Source organism: Rhodocyclus gracilis (assembly GCF_009617575.1).
GTDB classification, from domain to species: domain Bacteria; phylum Pseudomonadota; class Gammaproteobacteria; order Burkholderiales; family Rhodocyclaceae; genus Rhodocyclus; species Rhodocyclus gracilis.
The window spans coordinates 16,430-32,665 of the sequence record NZ_WIXJ01000013.1 but is presented as its reverse complement, the minus strand read 5'-3'; the positions used below and the strand labels follow the sequence as shown (position 1 = coordinate 32,665).

The window sequence follows — 16,236 nt, the reverse complement described above, 5'->3', positions numbered from 1 at the left end:
CCTACTCGCTCCGCAGGATGAAATTGGCGAGCGTGACGCCCTGCGCTGTGTTTTGCCCGACGAGAAAGCCGGTGGTGAAACCTGCGATGACCGTGTTGAGCCGCGAATCGAGTCGTTGGCAGCGCGAGAGCGTCGGTGGTGTCGGCGTGCGCGGCAGATCGACGGAGGTATCGGCGCAGGCGGTGCAATCAACCCAGACGCTGATGCGCGCATAGTCGTTGGGCGGGCTGTGCCGCGCCGGCTGGCAGTTGCCGCAGGTGGCGTCACATCCGGTATGGATTTCGAGGCGCTGGCGGTGCGTCAACGGGGTCGGCGATTCTTCGAAGATGTTGGCCGGGCGGTGTCGGCAGCCACTGCTGCTGCCATTGCAGACGAGACTCAGCGTGCCGAACTTGGCGTGCTCGGTGAGCCCGTTGATCATGATGGCGGTGTGGTTCTCCATGGGGTCGTCGTCGGCGCGCTGCGGGCGCACGTCGGTCTCGATCAGCAGCGAGCTCAGCCAGCCATCGCTGGGGCGTAGGGCGCCCATGTGTGCGCTTTGTCCGCAGCCGGGAAGGCCGCTGTCGGCGGGCAGCAATTGCAGGGCGAAGCCGTTGCCACGGCCGTCGTTGTTGTCGGGCGTCGTGGCGAGCGCGCTGGTGTCGGCAAACCGGAAGCGAAAATCGTAATAGCCGCGCAGGGTCTTGCCGGCGAGTGGAATCGGTGTGGCAAGCCAGAGGCAGCTGCCGCGTCCGCTCGCTGCGCCGACAAGGCTGACGCTGGCTGTGGCGCCGTCAAGGCGCGTGCCGGCCGTCTCTCCGCTGCTGGCAAAACGTTCGAGGTCGCTGGCGAAACTGAATTGCGTGGCAGCGACCGGCAGGCCGGTGACGCAGCGCACGAGGTCGTTGGCGGGCGCGGCCGGATCGTAGTCGCTGGCGGCAACAAAGGGGCCGCCCGCCTGCCACTGCGCGAGATGTTCGTCGTCGAGGTAGTTGCTGGCGTCGCGCCGCTGCGCAAGGGTCTCGCGCAGTTGTCCGCGCCGCCGCTCACCGCCAAAAAACAGCACGCCGCGACAGCCGGCGATGCCGTTGACGCTCGTTGCCTGCGCCGGCCTGGCGTAGAGCAGGTTGTCCCGCCAGTTGGCGAGCAGTGCGGCCTTGAGCGGGCTGCTGCCGGGGCAAAGGGCAAGCACGGCGTCCATGCCCTTGTTGTCGGGCGAAGCCGCCGGCAAGGCAGCCGGAGGCAATTTGTTCAGGCAGGCGGCAAGCTCGTTGAGCATGCTCGCGATGTCCTGCCGAAAATCGGCGCGGGCTTTGATGCGGGTGAAGAGCTCCGCGTTGCCGAGCGCGAGGCCGCGGTCGTTGTTGCTCTCATGCGAGCGACGTGCGGCGCGGGCGACGGTGATCGTGACGGGGGCGGCGCCGCTGCCGGGCGGCAGAGGTGTTGCGGGAAACGTAGCGCCTTCGAGGTAATCGCCGGCGCTGTTGTTGCCGCCGCAGGCGCTCGCCGGCGGCGCAGAAACTGGCGTGCGCGCCTGCCCGGGCATGGCCGCGTCCGGCGCGAGGATGACCGCTACGGCGCGTGCGTCGTCGCTGGCGCCGGCGAGGAGAGTCTGGTCGACGTCGCGGACGATGAATTGTCCGGAGGTATCCCAGTTCATGCTGGACGTCTTGGGCGCGTCCTTGCTGCTGCCGGAGACGGCGTACCAGAGGCATTCGCCGTTGCCGTCGCGCAGAGGGGCGATACCGAGCGTCTTCCACGGCAGGCGCCCGAGCAACGGCGTGTCGGTCGTGCCGCAACTGTCGGCGATGCCGTCGTTGTCGCTATCCGGGCAGGGCAGATAGCCGAAGACCTGATCCGGGTGCGTGTCGCGGTAGGTGGCGGCAAAGCCGATGAGTGCCTCCTTGGCCTGGCGCAGGGCAATCTGGCTGATGTCGTCACGGCTGAGTGGCCGACTCGCGCCAGCGCTCTGCATGAGCAGGCTGCCGGCGATGATGCCGACCAACAGCAGGGCCAGGATCAGGAGCGCGCTGCCGCGCTGCGTCCGGCGAAACGGGAAGTCGCGCCGCGCCATGCGTTCAGCGTTCGCGCGGCCGGTTGATGCGCAGCGTGCCCTCGTCGAGCAATGGCGCGACGCTGCCGCTGTTGCGCCGAACGCTATCGCCGATGCGCGCTTCGCTGTGGGGGCGTCCGCCCGTATCGAGGTGGACGAGGCCGGTCGCGGTGAGGCGGAAGGTGGCGGCCCGCTCGCGGGCACCGTCGTCGGTATTGCCTTCCCCTCCTCGGATAGTGTGGGTGGCGCTGCGGCGTGAGGTTGTCATTGCGGGCGTTGCCGGCGCGGGAGCGGAATGTGCGCTGCCGTTGATCCAGAGCGTGCTGGGGCCGGCACTGCGCGACACCAGTCCGTCGAGGCGAAGGTGCGAGACGTCGTCGCCGGGGCGCTCGCGGCGAGCGGCGTCTTGTCGTTCTTGGTCAATGGCCTGACGTTCGACCGGGCTGAAGAAGAGCCGGCCGAGCGGTTCCTCGGCGCAGAGCGTCGCGCCCGGCAAGGCGGCAAAGAGAACTCCCCAGACAAGGGCGGTATGGGCATGGCGACGCGGAGGCCATGCGCAGTACGTGGGCGGGTGGCGAGCGTTCATGGCGTAGCGGTGGGCTGCGGTCGGGCGAGGGTGATCCAGTCGATTTCGCAGTCGGCGGTGAGGGCGGAGGTTTCCGTCTGTGGATCGGACTGCCGGGCGAAGCCGCATTGTCGATAGCGGATCAGTGCGGGGGCCCGGCGGCGCACTGTGTCGAGCCAGTGCAGGGCGTCTTCTTCGTGTGGCACGACGAGATGCAGCGTCATCTGCGTGCTGCGCAAGGTCGCTGGCATTGGCGATGTTGTCGGTGTGGCGTTATTTGCCTGTGCCGGCGCAGCGAATTCGTACTGGATGTCGAGCACGGGCAGGGTTTCGCGCAGCTCGTCGAGCAGCTCGATCCAGTCGAGGCGGTGTGTTTCGGCGAGGACACCTCGCGCTTCGAGTGCGGCGATCAGGGCGGCGTCCTGCGGCTGGTTTTTTGCGTCGGTGTCGCGCTGCTGCCAGCGCGCGTGGGCGCGGTCGCGCTCGGCTACGGCCTCTTCACGCGCCAGCGCGCTGGCCTGGCGCCATTCCGCTGAGCACAGGGCGCCTGTGAGAGCGACGGCAGCAGCTACGAGCGCCATGAGGGCGTTTGCGCGCAGGTGGCGCAGGGTATCGAGCGAGAGCCTCATGTCTTTTGCCGCAGAGTGAGGTCAATGACGAAGTGGCGGGATGCTTCTCTGTCGTACGAGCCGCCGGTGCGCTCGCCGCTGAAGGGGGATTGCCAGATGGCGACGTCCAGATCCGGCGCGCGGCGCAAGGCGGCAATGAATTCGTCGAAGCGGGCAAGGGCCGTGCGTGGCGCGAGTGTCGCGGCGGCGTCGACCACGCCGCGCAGGCTGACGCGGGCAGGCCCTGGCGCTCCGGCCGCTGCCGACTGGAGGATGGCCGGCGTGTCCGCAGCGTGCCAGTCAAGCGCGCGCAGTTCGATCAGGGGGGCGCTGTCGAGTGCCGCGCTGATCGGGCGCAGGAGTGCGCGCGGCGAGTTGTCAGGGGCGTCGATCACTGATTGCACCTCGGCGATCCGGCGCAGCGTGGCGTGATCGATGGGGAGGGGCTGGCGGGGGCGCGCTGTTGTCGCCGCTTCGGTGGGGCTCGCGCTCGGCGCGTCGGCAAGGGTCGCCGCTGGCGGGTCGGATCGCGCTTCTGCGCCGATTTCGGCCTGGGGCTCCGCCCGAACCTCCGCCCGAATCGCTGCGGCGTCCCGGAGGTTCTGTTCGCGAAGAACGAGGTTGCTTGCCGTGGCCAGGCTGCCCGCCGCGAGGCAGGCGATGGCGATACGGCGCAGGGCGGTGTTGGCCCGGTGGTGTTGATACGTCCGGCGTCGGGAGGCGTCGGCGAACTGTGTCGGCGGCGGTGAGGTGGCGAGGAGGTGCAGGGCGATATCGCTCGCCGTCACTTCAGTGCCTTGGCACTGCAATCCGCAGCGTTCCGCTACGTCGTCGTTAGCGAAGATACTGAAGTGCAGCGCGTCACCATCGACGCAGCGTGCGCTGACGGCCTCCCGCTCTTGGCTGTCGACCAGAACGCAGACGCGGATCGGCGCTTCGCGCGGCAGCATGCGCTGGCTGCGCAGGTACTGTAGCAGGGTGGTGGCGTGATTGATGAGGGCGTCGGCGAGTGTTGCGCCAGGCGTGTCGGCCGCGCGGGCGGCGTCTTGTTCTCCCGCGGTCAAGGAGGCTTCCACGGCCAAGGGCGACAGGCGCGAAAAGCTCAATTGGCCGCGCACGCAGTAGCTTTGCCGAACGTAGTTGCCGTGTGTCGTCAGGAGCAGGCAGTGTTCGTCGATGATGCGCAGACGTCGCAGCAGTGCGCCGCCGAGCTGCGCTTCTGCGTGAATGCTACGGAGCAGGCTGCCGGACTCCTGCAGCGCCGTCAGCCAGGCGGCGAGTGATGGGGTCGGCGTCAGCGCGCAGAGCAGCAGCTTTTCTTCGCGCGGGGCTGCCGTGTTCTTGCTGAGCGACAGGGCGGCGGTCAGCGGCGCCGCTGGTGCCGCGGGCGCTGTAGCAAACGTTGCCGTTGCGGGCGGGCGCATCGAGGCAGCGCGGAAGCTTGTTGGGTCTGCGGCAGCCGTGGTAAACGCTGGAGAAGCGAAACGTTGCGCGAGGCGGCGCTGGATGAGTTTGGCACGGTCTGCGCGGCCAAGGCGCGGGATGGTGTCGGCGATGTAGCTTTCTTCGGCGACGTTCACGAGCAGCGACAGCGGGGTGCTGGCGTGTCGGACGAGATAGGCCGAAAACTCGGCGATACCGGCGTCGGTCGCCGCGAAACAGGCTTCTTCCGTCAGCGTCGAGGCACGCCAGCCGTACGCACTCAGGCGTCCGGGACGGGCGTAAAGGAGGCGGCGTTCCGGCATGGTTCAGAGTTTGAGCTGGCTGATGATGTCGTACACCGGGCCGAGTACCGACAGCATCACCCAGCCGAGCAGTGCGCCGAGCAGTACGGTCAACACCGGTTCGAGCAGTTGCTGCATTTTGTCGACCGACTCGCGCACGTCTCGGCTATAGAAATAGTGGATGTTGTGCAGCGCGTGTTCGAGTGTGCCCGTCGCTTCGCCGATGCGCAGCATGCGGATGACCAGCGGCGGGAAGAGCGTCGCGCTCTGCAAGGCGAGGCTGAGACTGCTGCCTTCGCCGATCTGTTGGCTAGCGCGCGTCAGCGCGGCGCGGATGGCGCGGTTGCCAATCGTTTCACCGCCGAGGCGCAGGGCGTCGGTGATGGGAATGCCGGCGCCGTACAGGACGGCGAAGGTGCTGGCAAAGCGCGCCAGCGCGAGTTTTCGCAGGAGTTCACCGAGACGGGGGAGACGCAGGAGCAACGCATCGGCGCGTGTGCGGGCGGCGGCGTTGCGGGCGAGTGCCAGACGGATCGTCAGCGCGCCGAGCAGCAGCAGTGCGCCGGCGATTGCGCCATAACGGCCGACGGCGTCAGCCAGAAAGAAAAGGACACGCGTGTGCATCGGCAGCGTGTGCCCCATGTTGAGGACGAACTGCTTGAGCGGCGGCACGAGATAGAGCATCAGGAAGGCCGTTGCCGCCAGCGTGACGATGGCGACGAAGGCTGGATACAGCAGGGCTTTTCGCGTCTGTGCGGCGAGTTCGTCCTCCCATTTTTGCGTCTCGCCGAGTGTGTGCAGGATGTCGGGCAGCGTTCCCGAGTGTTCGCCGGCGCGGATCAGGCTGATAACGACCGGGGAAAAATCGCGCGGGTGGGCCGCCATCGCTTGCGACAGCGTTCGTCCGCCTTCGACGGACTCGATCAGGCTGGCGATGAGGGCGCGTACGCGCGTCTCTTCGATGCTGTCGCGCAAATCGGTGAGTCCGTCGACGAGCGGAACGCCGGCGCGGGTGAGTTGCTCGAGATGGAAGCAGAGCTGTATGAGCTCGCGGCGTGGCAGTCGCGCGCCGTGCCAGAGCGGGGAGGCTCGCCACGGTTGCCCGTCGATGAGTTCGAGGCCGCGCCGGCGCAGGCGGCTTTCGAGATCGAGAAGGTTGCCGGCATCTGCGCGGCCACGGCTTTTGCGCCCGCGATGATCGACGGCCCGGTAGCTGTAGAGCGGCATGCGGCTTACCTTCGTGCGCCGAGATCGACGACGCGGGCGAGTTCTTCGAGGGAGGTCGAGCCGTCGAGCACGCGTCGCCGTCCGTCGTCGGCGAGCGAACGGAAGCCCTGCGCCAGGGCCGTGCGCCGCAAGTCCCCGGTGCTGGCGCGTTGGGCGACGAGATCATCGAGCGTGTCGTTCAGCGGCAGGATTTCCATGATCGCCAGCCGTCCGCGATAGCCGTGCTGGCCACATTGCGCGCAGCCCGTGGCGCGATGGAGCGTTGGTGCCGGCGCGTCGTCCGGTAGTGCCAGTCGTTGCCGCTCGTGCGCGGTGGCGACGTAGGGCGCGCGGCAGTGAGGGCACAGGCGGCGCAGCAGGCGCTGGGCGACGATGCCGACGATGTTGCCGGCGAGGATGTCAGGGCGGATGCCGATATCGAGGAGGCGAGGGATGGCGCCGATGGCGGAGTTGCTGTGCAGCGTCGTCAGCACGAGGTGGCCGGTCATCGCGGCACGCAAGGCCATTTCGGCGGTGTCGGTGTCGCGGATTTCGCCAACGAGAATGACGTCCGGGTCCTGTCGCATCAGCGAACGGATGCCGTTGGCGAAATCAAGCCGCGAAGCGTCGCTGACGGAGGTCTGCCGCACCATCGCCATCGGGTATTCCACCGGGTCTTCGAGCGTCATGATGTTCACGCGCTCGCTGTTGATCTGGCGCAGGAGTGAGTAGAGCGTCGTTGTTTTGCCGCTGCCGGTTGGCCCGGTCAAGAGGATCAGCCCTTCCGGGCGGTTGATCATGGCCTCGAGTTGCGCACGCTGCTCGCTGTGAAGACCGAGTTCGTCGAGCGTGACAATGCCTTTTTGCCGGTCGAGGACGCGCAGGACGATGTTTTCGCCGTGCAGCGTCGGTTGCACGGCGACTCGGAAGTCGATGGGGCGGGCGCCGATGCTGAGCGAGAATCGGCCATCCTGCGGCGCGCGGGTTTCGGCGATGTCGAGCGCCGCCAGCACCTTCAGCCGCACCGCCATGGCCGGCCAGTGCGAGTGGTGCAGTGCGCGAATCTGCCTGAGCGTGCCGTCGATACGGTAGCGGATGCGCAGGAAGTTGGCTTCCGGCTCGAAGTGAATGTCGGAGGCCCGCTGTTTGACGGCGTCGCCGAGCACGGCATCGATCAGCCGTACGACAGGCTGGCGGTAGTCCTCCACCGAAAAACGCAGGCTGTTCGCGTCGACTTCGCCGGTGTCGATTTCGTGCAGCAGGCCGTCGATCGACAGATCGTGGCCGTAGTTCTGATCGATGGCGTGATCGATCGCCGTCTCGCTGGCAAGTTGCAGATCGAGGCTTACGTCGTGGTCGAGCAGGACGCGCACCCTGTCGAGGGCGACGATGTCGTCGACGTCGGCGATGGCGAGTGTCAGTCGCTTCGCCGTGGCGTCAAAGCTGAGTGGCAGCAGACGGTGGCGCTTGGCGAGTTCGTGCGGTACGAAGCGGAGCGCGTCGGCATCGATGGCCGTGTGTTCGAGGTCGACGCACGGGCGGCCGAGCATTTCGGCCAACGCATGGCGCAGGGTGGCTTCGGAGATGAAGCCGAGGGCGACGAGCAGTTTGCCGATGGGGGCGTGAATCTGCTGCTGTTCGCGCAGGGCGATGCGTAGTTGGTCCTCGTTGACATGTCCCCGACGGAGGAGCATCTGCCCAAGCGGTTCGGCGCAGGAGAGGGTTGGCGCGTTCATCGGTATGTCGTGTTGAAAGGTGGCTCTGGTGTGGTGGCGGGCGGGAGCGTCACGAGGAGGCGAGTTCGGCCAGACGCTGCTCGACGGCTCGCCGGTCAAAGGTGGCCGGACTTTTGCCGGCCAGATCCATGGCGCGGCGATAGTGCTGGGCGGCGAGTTGGCTTTGGCGCAGGTGGTCGAGACAGACGGCGAGGTTGAAGAGAATGTCGGCGTTGTCGGGGATGAGCGTCAGTGCCCGGAAATAGGCCTGTTGTGCTTCGTGCCAGCGCTGCTGCTCTGCCATCAGCCCGCCCAGTGCGAGGTGCAGCGATGCCGAGGTCGGGCTGCTGTCGAGCGCGCTTTTCAGACGGCTTTCGGCCTGTGCGGGATCGATTGGGCCCTGTAGTGCGGTCAGCCCGGCGAGCGCGTCGGCATCGCCGGGGTCGCTCTCCAGCGCCCGACCGTAGAGGGTGGCTGCGTGCTCGTTGTCGCCGCGACGTGTAGCGATGTGGGCGAGCCCCAGCAGGGCGTCGAGATCGTGCGGGTCGCGCGCAAGTGCGCTGCGGTAGTCGGGAGCGGCTGCGTCGAGTTGGCCGTCTTGCAGCGCGCGATAGGCTCGCAGCAGGAGCGGCGGTGCTTGCGGCGCGTTGCGTTGCAGGTGGATGGCGGTGTCGGCGTGGCGCGGGGCGCTTTGACGAGTGTCGCGCGGCGGTGCTGGGCGCGGGATGGCGGGCGCGGCTGTCGTCGCTGTCGTCGTTGTCGCTGCGGCCGACGCTTGTGCCGATATGCCTTGGGCGTTAGCGCCGAGGAGCGGCAGACAGCCGAGCAGGCTGGCGGCCAGTGTGGCGATTGAGTGCCTGGGGAAGGCGCGGATTAGGCGCCGGGATAGCGGTTGGGATGGAGGCCAGGGACACGTCGGGCGAGAGGAGTGGCTCACGGTTGCTTCCTCGCGTCGTCATTGAAGAAGTCGCGCGCGGGAAGGAGCGGACGCAGCGAGGCGAGATCGCCGTCAATGCTGGCGGTGCGCAGGACGATGGGGCGCAGGAAAACGACCAGTTCGGTCTTGCTGGCACGGTCGCGGCGCTGTTTGAAGAGTTCGCCGACGATGGGCGCGCGCGATAGGCCCGGCACAGTGTTGTCGATGTATTCGAGCTTGTCTTCGATCAGGCCGCCCATGACGGCGATGTTGCCGTTGTCGACGCGAAGCACGGACTCCATCTCGCGGGTACGCACGACCGGGATATGGCTTTGCACGGCGGCGATCTTGCAGTCGCTGACGCCAAAGCCGCAGGGGTTGGTCAGTGAAGGGTTCGGGTCGGGAACGGTGCGGATGATGCTGGAAATGCTCGGGCGGATATTGAGCATGACGGAGTCGCCGTCGCCGACTTGCGGCGTCACGTTCATGACGAAACCGACCGGCACCGATTGCAGGGTGGTGGTGAAGGTCGTCGTCGTGGTGTTGGTATTAGCCGTGGTGTCGGCGCGCAGCGTGAAATAGATTTCGTTGTCGACGACCTTGAGTACCGCCGTCTGGTTGTTCATGACCGACAGCTTCGGGCTGGAGAGGACTTTGACGGTGCCGAAAGCTTCAAGCAGACTGATCGCCGCCTTGAAGCCGCCTAGGCGCGAGGCGTCATTTTTGTACGAAAGTTGCAGCAGGCTGTCGGGTGGAGCAGTGATGTTCTTGCTGCCTTGCGCGACCCCCTGGACGACGGAAAAACCCGCGCGGCCGAGCGGCAAGGCACTCCAGTCGATGCCTTGCTGGTAATCGTTGGCCAGTTGCACTTCGGCAATCGTCGCTTCGATCAGCACTTGCCGCTTGGCGCTGGCCATCACCCGGTCGATGAATTCGCGCACCTTGTCGTGCTGGCGGGACGTGGCGCGGACGGTGGCGACGCCCGATTCGGCATTGACGATGACTGAGGCGGCTTCGCGAAAGGTCGAGTGGCGGACGACGGTGGTGCCGTTGTTTTGCAGCGTTGCCGGGTTTGGGCTGGTGGCGAGCGTTGGCGCGGCGGTGACTTTGCCGCGGGTGTTCGGCGCGGCGGCGGTGGCGCCGGTGCCGGTGGTGCTCTGCGCCGAGCTTTGCTCGACGACGGTTTCGTTGGTGCCTTCCGGCAGTATCTTGTCGGTTTCGCGCAGGATGTCCTTGATGTTCTGTTCGAGCTTGTCCCAGAAGCGGTTTTGCGCCTTGTTTTCAATGCGGGTGATCGAATTGTTGGTGCTGGCGACGCCAACGCTGGCGGTGCCGCTTGCGTTACTGCCGGGCGCGCCGGAGGCGACCTGCGTGCTGACAGCGACCGTTCCGGCGGTGTCGCGGCTCATGTTCACGTAGTCGATCTGGTAAGTCTTGAGATAGGGCGTGTCGGGCATCACCGACAGATTGGTGCCGTCGATCTCGAAACGCATGTCAATCTGGCGGGCGATGCGGGCGAGGAGTTGCGGCAGTGTCTGGTCGATGGCGTTGAGCGTCACCGTGCCGCTCAGGCCCGGATGAATATCGACATTGAGGCGTGCATCGCGTGCCAGTGCAAAGAGGAGATCGTGCGCCTTGACGCCATTGACGATGACGCTATACGTCTCGGCCTTGCTTCTGGCTCGGGGCGGCGGCAGCGAGAGCGGGGCTTTTACCAGTGCGGGGATATTGCCGGGGCGCGTATCGACGTTATCGTGGCTCAGATGGGCGGTCAGCGGAGTGCGGACGCTCGGTGCGGCGCAGGCCGAGAGAAGCAGTGAGGCTGTCAGGGCAAAGAGTTGCGAGCGCATATCCAAATGGAATAATTAAATGCCATAAGGATGCTACCGTTAACGAATTGTTACAGCAATATGAAAATGCGCTTGGCGTAAATGTCAGCGCAGTTTGCGAACTTGCCGGAGGTAGGGGGTCTTCTCGCGGATGGCCGGCGGCAGCTGCGCCAGCGCGGCTTCGCCGAGGGCGGGGGTGGCGTAGTCGCCGTAAATGATGCCGATGCGGTCGCGCCCGCTGAGTGCCGAGCGATAGGCTCTCACTTGTTGCGGATCGAGCAGCTTGAGCGCTTCGTCGAGGTGGCGCTCGGCGGTGGCGCGGTCGGCGGCGTCGCTGGCCGATAGCTGGATGAAATAGTGCGTGGCGGGCGTCTTGCGCAGCCAGTCGGCGGTCTCAGTGATGCGCTCGTCGAGGTTGGGCGCAGCATCGGAGGTGCGATCCGGGATGCCCGCCGACGGCGGCGGGATGTCGGTCGCGTTGGCATTCTGCGCGGCAGACGTTGCTGGCGAGCCGGCGGGCGTTGCGGTGGCGGCATCGGCCGCCGGAATGGCCGCCACCGTAGTATTGCTGTCCGCTACGGCGACGGGAGGCGCCGGCGGATTCAGCGGCAGCAGCCAGTAGCCGGCGGCGGCGAGAACGACGGCCGTGGCGAGACTGATCCCCAGGCGCGTCGCCCAGGGCGGCGCGGCCACTTTGGGCATGGGGCCGAATTGGGCTTCAGTGATGGCGGCGCGCGCCTGACGGTTGTCGACGAGATGGCCGCCGTCGTTGAAGGCGCTTTGCAGGGCCTTGTCGGCGAGGATGTTGATGCGCCGCGTCAGACCTTCCGAGGCATCGCTGATGAGTTGCAGGGCGACGGGCGTGAAGAGGTCCGGCCCGCGGTAGCCAGCGGCTCGCAGGCGGAACATCAGGTAGGCGCCGACGTCGTCGCGCCGTAGCGGTTCAAGCGCGAAGTTGTGGGTGATGCGCTCGCGCAACTGGCGTAGCGTCGGGTCGGAGAGGCGGGCATTCAGCTCGGGCTGGCCAAACAGGACGATTTTGGCGAGTTTGTGCCCGTTGGCTTCCAGATTGGAGAGAAGTCGGATTTCTTCAAGGGTTTCCTGCGGTGCGGCGTGGGCTTCGTCGACCATGACGACGACGTCGCGACCGGCGGCGTGGATTTCGCGCAGTCGTTCCTCAAGCGCGCCGAGCAGCAGCCGCGTCCGCTCCTCTGGAAGGGGCGCCTTCAGTTCGCTGGCGATGGCAAAGAGCAGGTCTTCGCGCGAGAGCGACGGATTGGCGAGGAACACCGTCTCGACACTGGCGGGCAGCTTTTCGATGAGCATGCGGCACAGCATGGTTTTGCCGCTACCGACTTCGCCGCTGACCTTGACGATTCCTTCGTCATGCGTGATGGCGTAAGCGAGGGCGTCGAGTGTTGCGCCGCGCTTGGCGCCGGCGAAGAAGAATCCGGAATGCGGCGTGATGCGGAACGGGGCTTCGCGCAGACCGAAATGTTCAAGATACATTGCTGCTGCTCCTTCGCCTGAGGTGCGATGGTTTATAGAGCACTTTCGTAAGAGAGTAGTTCGGCCGCGCGACCTGCAAACAAGGCGGCCAGTTCGGCATGTTTCTGCTATCTGGCATAAGGCGTGCGTCGGCGTGACCGTCGTCAGCGCGAATGATAGCGGGAGCCGGCCGCGCGTGCGCGCTTTGCGTATGTCCGAGTCAGAAATACGGGTGGGCGGGGCGGTGGCTTCGGCTATAATCGCCCCCTTGATTTTTTGATGGAATCTTCCCGGTGTCAGATAGCGGCAGCCTGGTCAAGATCAGCGGCCTCAATTTCTCGTACGACGAGCGTCCGGTGCTGCGCGGCATCGACATGGACATCCCGCGTGGCAAGGTCATCGCCATCATGGGGGGGTCCGGCTGCGGCAAGACGACGCTGCTGCGTTTGATCGGTGGCCAGTTGAAGCCAACGCATGGCGAGGTGCAGGTGGCCGGGCACGCGGTCGACCGCATGGGGCATGACGAGTTGTATGCCTTGCGTCGCCGCATGGGGATGTTGTTCCAGTTCGGCGCGCTGTTTACGGACATGTCCGTGTTCGATAACGTCGCTTATCCGCTGCGTGAGCATACGAGCCTGTCGGAGGAGTTGATCCGCGACATCACCCTGATGAAGCTCTCTGCGGTCGGGCTGCGCGGTGCTGAGGCCTTGATGCCCGGCGCGCTGTCCGGTGGCATGGCGCGGCGCGTGGCGCTGGCACGGGCGATTGCGCTGGACCCGCTGTTGATCATGTACGACGAGCCGTTCACGGGGCTGGACCCGATTTCGCTGGGCGTCATCGGTCAGTTGATCCGCCGTCTCAACGACGCGCTGGGGGCAACGTCGATCATGGTGACTCACGACATCCATGAGTCGCTGGCCATCGTCGATTACATCTACTTCATGTCGGGCGGTCGTGTCGTCGCACAGGGGACGCCCGACGAGATCCGTGCGTCGAAGGATCCCTTCGTGCATCAGTTTGTTTACGCCGAGGCCGATGGCCCGGTGCCTTTCCATTACCCCGCGCCGCCGTTCGGCAAGGAATTGCTGGGCAAGGGGGCGGTATGACGCGAGTGACCGAGTGGGTGTCCGGGTTGGGGCATGTCGTGAACGAAAAGATTGCGCGATTGGGCTTTGCTGCGCGTTTCTTCGTGATGTTGTTGGTGTACTCCGGGCAGTCGTTCCGGCGCTTTCCGCTGACGATCCGCGAGATCTACTTTTCGGGCGTTCTATCGCTGCTCATCATTCTTGTGTCGGGTCTGTTCGTCGGGCTGGTGCTCGGCTTGCAGGGTTACGAGACGCTCCAGCGCTACGGTTCGGCCGACGCCCTTGGCGTGCTGGTTGCCCTGTCGCTGACGCGCGAACTCGGTCCCGTTGTCGCTGCACTGCTGTTCGCCTCGCGCGCCGGTTCGTCGGTGACGGCGGAAATCGGCTTGATGAAGGCGACCGAGCAACTGACCGCGATGGACATGATGGCGGTCAATCCGATGGCCCGCGTCGTCGCGCCGCGTTTCTGGGGCGGTGTCATTTCGATGCCCCTCCTGGCGGCGATGTTCTCTGCCATGGGGGTGTTTGGCGGCTATCTGATCGGGGTGGTCTTCATCGGTGTCGATGACGGCGCTTTCTGGTCGCAGATGCAGTCGTCGGTGGATTTCCGCCAGGACATCATCAATGGCGTCATCAAGAGCTTTGTTTTCGGCGTGGCGGTTTCCTTGATCGCCGTTTTTGAAGGGTATGACTCGACACCCACCGCCGAGGGTGTCTCGCGTGCCATTACACGCACGGTCGTCACGTCGGCGCTCGCCATTCTGGCGCTCGACTTCGTGCTGACCTCGTTCATGTTCCGGGGGCTTTGATGAATCGTAAGTTGCTCGACCTGTGGGTCGGTTTTTTTGTCGCCTTTGGCATTGCCGCCTTGCTGTTTCTGGCGCTCAAGGTAGGCAATCTCTCCTCGGCCAACTTCTCCGAGACCTACGCCCTGCAAGCCAAGTTTGATAACATCGGCGGCCTGAAAGTGCGCGCGCCGGTGAAGAGCGCCGGGGTGGCGGTAGGACGTGTCGGCGAGATTCGCTTCGACCCGCAGACCTACGAAGCCGTGGTAACGATCAACGTCGACGCTCGCTACCACTTCCCGAAAGACACCTTTGCCTCGATCCTTACGTCCGGTCTGCTGGGCGAACAATACGTCGGTCTCGATGTCGGAGGGGATGAAAAGCTGTTGCAGGCGGGCGATGTCATCGCCAAGACGCAGTCGGCGGTGGTGCTCGAGAAGCTGATCAGCCAGTTCCTGTTCAGCAAGGCCTCGGACGGTCCTGATAAAAAATGATGATCGGAAAGGGTGGTTTCGTGAAACAGCAGATTGCGCAACGACTCCGTCGTTTCGTTCCCGTCGCTTCGGCGCTCGCGCTCTGCTGTGTTGCCAGCGCGCAGGCAGTGGAAACGCAGGACCCGTTTGAAGGCTTCAATCGCGCCATGTTCTCGGTCAACGAGGGCATCGACACCGTCGTCAAACCGGTCGCCAAGGGCTACGACGAAGCTGCGCCCCTGCCGGTCAAGGCAGCGGTTGGCAATTTCTTCGGCAACCTGTACGACGCCTGGACGGCCGTGAATGACCTGCTGCAAGGCAAGCCGAGCGATGCGGCGAGCGATGCCGGTCGTTTCCTCGTGAATACCGTCGTCGGTATCGGTGGTGTCTTCGACGTCGCCAGTGAAATGGGGATGACCAAGCATTCCGAAGACTTCGGCCAGACGCTCGGCACCTGGGGGGTCGGCGAAGGGCCGTATTTCTATTGGCCGATCATCGGGCCGCGCACGACGCGCGACACCTTTGGCTGGGCGGTCGATTCGTGGGCCGATCCGGTGTGGGATCTCAACGACGTGCCGGTGCGCAACACGCTCGTCGGCGTACGTTTCATCGACATGCGCGCCAGCCTGCTGCCGGCTGATCGCGTCGTCGAAGAAGCCGCCTTCGACAAGTACAGCTACATCCGCAATGCTTACCTGCAATACCGGCGCAGCCAGATTCGCGACGGCGCGCCGCTGCCGGCCGACGACGCCGATTCGGCGGAATAGTCGCCGCGCACACCGTTCATTGTTGCTACGCGCGATCTCCCCGGTGTTTTCGGGGGCGCATGTCTTTACGTTTTTCGGAAGCCGCTCATGAAGTCGCTACTCGCTAAATTCTCTGCCCTCTGTCTCGGGCTCTCTTTCCTTGTGGCTGGTTCTGTCTTGGCGCAGGAATCGTCGCCGGACGCCATGATCAAGCGTGTGACCGATGAAGTGCTGACCATCGTGCGCGCCGATCGCGATATCCAGAACGGCAACACCAAGAAGGCCATCGATCTCGTCGAAAACAAGGTGCTGCCGTATTTCAACTTTCAGCGCATGACCGCGCTGGCGGTCGGCCGCGACTGGAACAAGGCGACGCCGGAGCAGAAAAAGCGCCTTTCCGACGAATTCCGCACCTTGCTCGTGCGCACCTACTCCAACGCGCTGACCTCGTATCGCAACCAGACCGTCTCCTACAAGCCGTTCAAGGGGCAGGACAGCGATACGGACGTCATCGTCAAGACCGAAATCCTGCAGCCGGGCAGCAAGCCGGTACAGCTCGACTACGCCGTCGAGAAGCATTCTGACGGCTGGAAGGTGTACGACGTCATCGTTGGTGGCATCAGTCTGGTGACGAACTATCGCGACACTTTCCGTCAGGAAGTCAGCACCTCCGGCATCGACGGCCTCATCCAGATGCTCGTCACCAAAAATCGCCAGCTCGAATCCGGCAAGGCCGCGGATCGCAAATGATCGACACGGCGGGCGATTGCCAGCGCGTGACCGTGCCGATGGTGTTCGGTAACGCGCAGACCTTGATGGAAGAGGGCGCGACGCGGCTGGGCGACGGCGTGACGCTGTTCGATCTTGGCGCCGTGAGTGAATCCGACTCTTCCGCGTTGGCCGTCATTTTCGCATGGGCGCGCCGTGCGGCGGCGCGCGGTGGCAGCGTGCGCATCGCCAATACGCCAGCCAGCCTGCTCAGTCTCGCCGATCTCTACGGCGTCTCCGAATTCCTCCCGCTCGCCTGAGCGACGGGTATCAAAGCCTTAGGAGAGGGCGTCATC

General features: G+C 65.3%; 15 protein-coding genes. 6 read left to right on the top strand and 9 right to left on the bottom strand.

What is annotated here, in order from left to right; translation table 11 throughout:
* Position 1: 1 nt before the first annotated feature.
* The 9 genes from GHK24_RS12695 to GHK24_RS12655 all read right to left on the bottom strand — a co-directional run bounded on the left by GHK24_RS12695 (position 2) and on the right by GHK24_RS12655 (position 12,104).
* Entirely contained in the window at positions 2 to 2,053 is a 2,052-nt protein-coding gene (locus GHK24_RS12695; protein ID WP_153473255.1) for an L-type lectin family protein, read from the bottom strand.
* Positions 2,054 to 2,057: 4 nt separating this feature from the next.
* Positions 2,058 to 2,618, bottom strand: a complete 561-nt coding sequence (locus tag GHK24_RS12690) for a hypothetical protein (protein ID WP_153473254.1) — start codon at positions 2,616 to 2,618, stop codon at positions 2,058 to 2,060.
* The gene (locus GHK24_RS12685; RefSeq protein WP_153473253.1) at positions 2,615 to 3,226 is read right to left on the bottom strand and encodes a hypothetical protein; all 612 of its coding nucleotides are present in this window, start codon (positions 3,224 to 3,226) and stop codon (positions 2,615 to 2,617) included. Before GHK24_RS12685 ends, GHK24_RS12690 begins: the two co-directional genes overlap by 4 nt.
* Positions 3,223 to 4,950: a hypothetical protein gene (locus tag GHK24_RS12680; RefSeq protein WP_153473252.1), complete on the bottom strand. Its 1,728-nt coding sequence runs from the start codon at positions 4,948 to 4,950 to the stop codon at positions 3,223 to 3,225. The genes GHK24_RS12685 and GHK24_RS12680 overlap by 4 nt, the downstream gene beginning before the upstream one ends.
* A gap of 3 nt (positions 4,951 to 4,953) precedes the next feature.
* On the bottom strand, positions 4,954 to 6,156 hold the full coding sequence (locus GHK24_RS12675) for a type II secretion system F family protein (RefSeq protein ID WP_153473251.1): 1,203 nt from the start codon (positions 6,154 to 6,156) through the stop codon (positions 4,954 to 4,956).
* A 5-nt stretch (positions 6,157 to 6,161) separates the two neighbouring features.
* Positions 6,162 to 7,871, bottom strand: coding sequence for a GspE/PulE family protein (locus GHK24_RS12670; protein WP_153473250.1), 1,710 nt, complete (start codon positions 7,869 to 7,871; stop codon positions 6,162 to 6,164).
* A 49-nt stretch (positions 7,872 to 7,920) separates the two neighbouring features.
* A complete protein-coding gene (locus GHK24_RS13935; RefSeq protein ID WP_153473249.1) occupies positions 7,921 to 8,787 on the bottom strand; it encodes a tetratricopeptide repeat protein in 867 nt (288 codons plus the stop codon).
* Positions 8,784 to 10,616: a pilus (MSHA type) biogenesis protein MshL gene (locus GHK24_RS12660; protein ID WP_153473248.1), complete on the bottom strand. Its 1,833-nt coding sequence runs from the start codon at positions 10,614 to 10,616 to the stop codon at positions 8,784 to 8,786. The genes GHK24_RS13935 and GHK24_RS12660 overlap by 4 nt, the downstream gene beginning before the upstream one ends.
* Before the next feature lie 84 nt (positions 10,617 to 10,700).
* Positions 10,701 to 12,104: an AAA family ATPase gene (locus GHK24_RS12655; RefSeq protein WP_153473247.1), complete on the bottom strand. Its 1,404-nt coding sequence runs from the start codon at positions 12,102 to 12,104 to the stop codon at positions 10,701 to 10,703.
* Positions 12,105 to 12,367: 263 nt separating this feature from the next.
* Here GHK24_RS12655 and GHK24_RS12650 point away from each other — a divergent pair, with 263 nt between their 5' ends.
* The 6 genes from GHK24_RS12650 to GHK24_RS12625 all read left to right on the top strand — a co-directional run bounded on the left by GHK24_RS12650 (position 12,368) and on the right by GHK24_RS12625 (position 16,200).
* Complete coding sequence (locus GHK24_RS12650) at positions 12,368 to 13,189, top strand: ABC transporter ATP-binding protein (RefSeq protein WP_422917827.1); 822 nt, start codon at positions 12,368 to 12,370, stop codon at positions 13,187 to 13,189.
* Entirely contained in the window at positions 13,186 to 13,977 is a 792-nt protein-coding gene (gene mlaE / locus GHK24_RS12645; RefSeq protein ID WP_153473246.1) for a lipid asymmetry maintenance ABC transporter permease subunit MlaE, read from the top strand. Before GHK24_RS12650 ends, mlaE begins: the two co-directional genes overlap by 4 nt.
* Complete coding sequence (mlaD, locus tag GHK24_RS12640; RefSeq protein WP_153473245.1) at positions 13,977 to 14,447, top strand: outer membrane lipid asymmetry maintenance protein MlaD; 471 nt, start codon at positions 13,977 to 13,979, stop codon at positions 14,445 to 14,447. The genes mlaE and mlaD overlap by 1 nt, the downstream gene beginning before the upstream one ends.
* The gene (locus GHK24_RS12635) at positions 14,444 to 15,193 is read left to right on the top strand and encodes an MlaA family lipoprotein (protein WP_228384694.1); all 750 of its coding nucleotides are present in this window, start codon (positions 14,444 to 14,446) and stop codon (positions 15,191 to 15,193) included. The genes mlaD and GHK24_RS12635 overlap by 4 nt, the downstream gene beginning before the upstream one ends.
* Positions 15,194 to 15,280: 87 nt before the next feature.
* The gene (locus GHK24_RS12630; protein WP_153473244.1) at positions 15,281 to 15,922 is read left to right on the top strand and encodes an MlaC/ttg2D family ABC transporter substrate-binding protein; all 642 of its coding nucleotides are present in this window, start codon (positions 15,281 to 15,283) and stop codon (positions 15,920 to 15,922) included.
* Positions 15,919 to 16,200 (top strand): STAS domain-containing protein, encoded by a 282-nt coding sequence (locus GHK24_RS12625; protein ID WP_153473243.1) that lies wholly within the window; start codon positions 15,919 to 15,921, stop codon positions 16,198 to 16,200. The genes GHK24_RS12630 and GHK24_RS12625 overlap by 4 nt, the downstream gene beginning before the upstream one ends.
* Positions 16,201 to 16,236 lie beyond the last annotated feature (36 nt).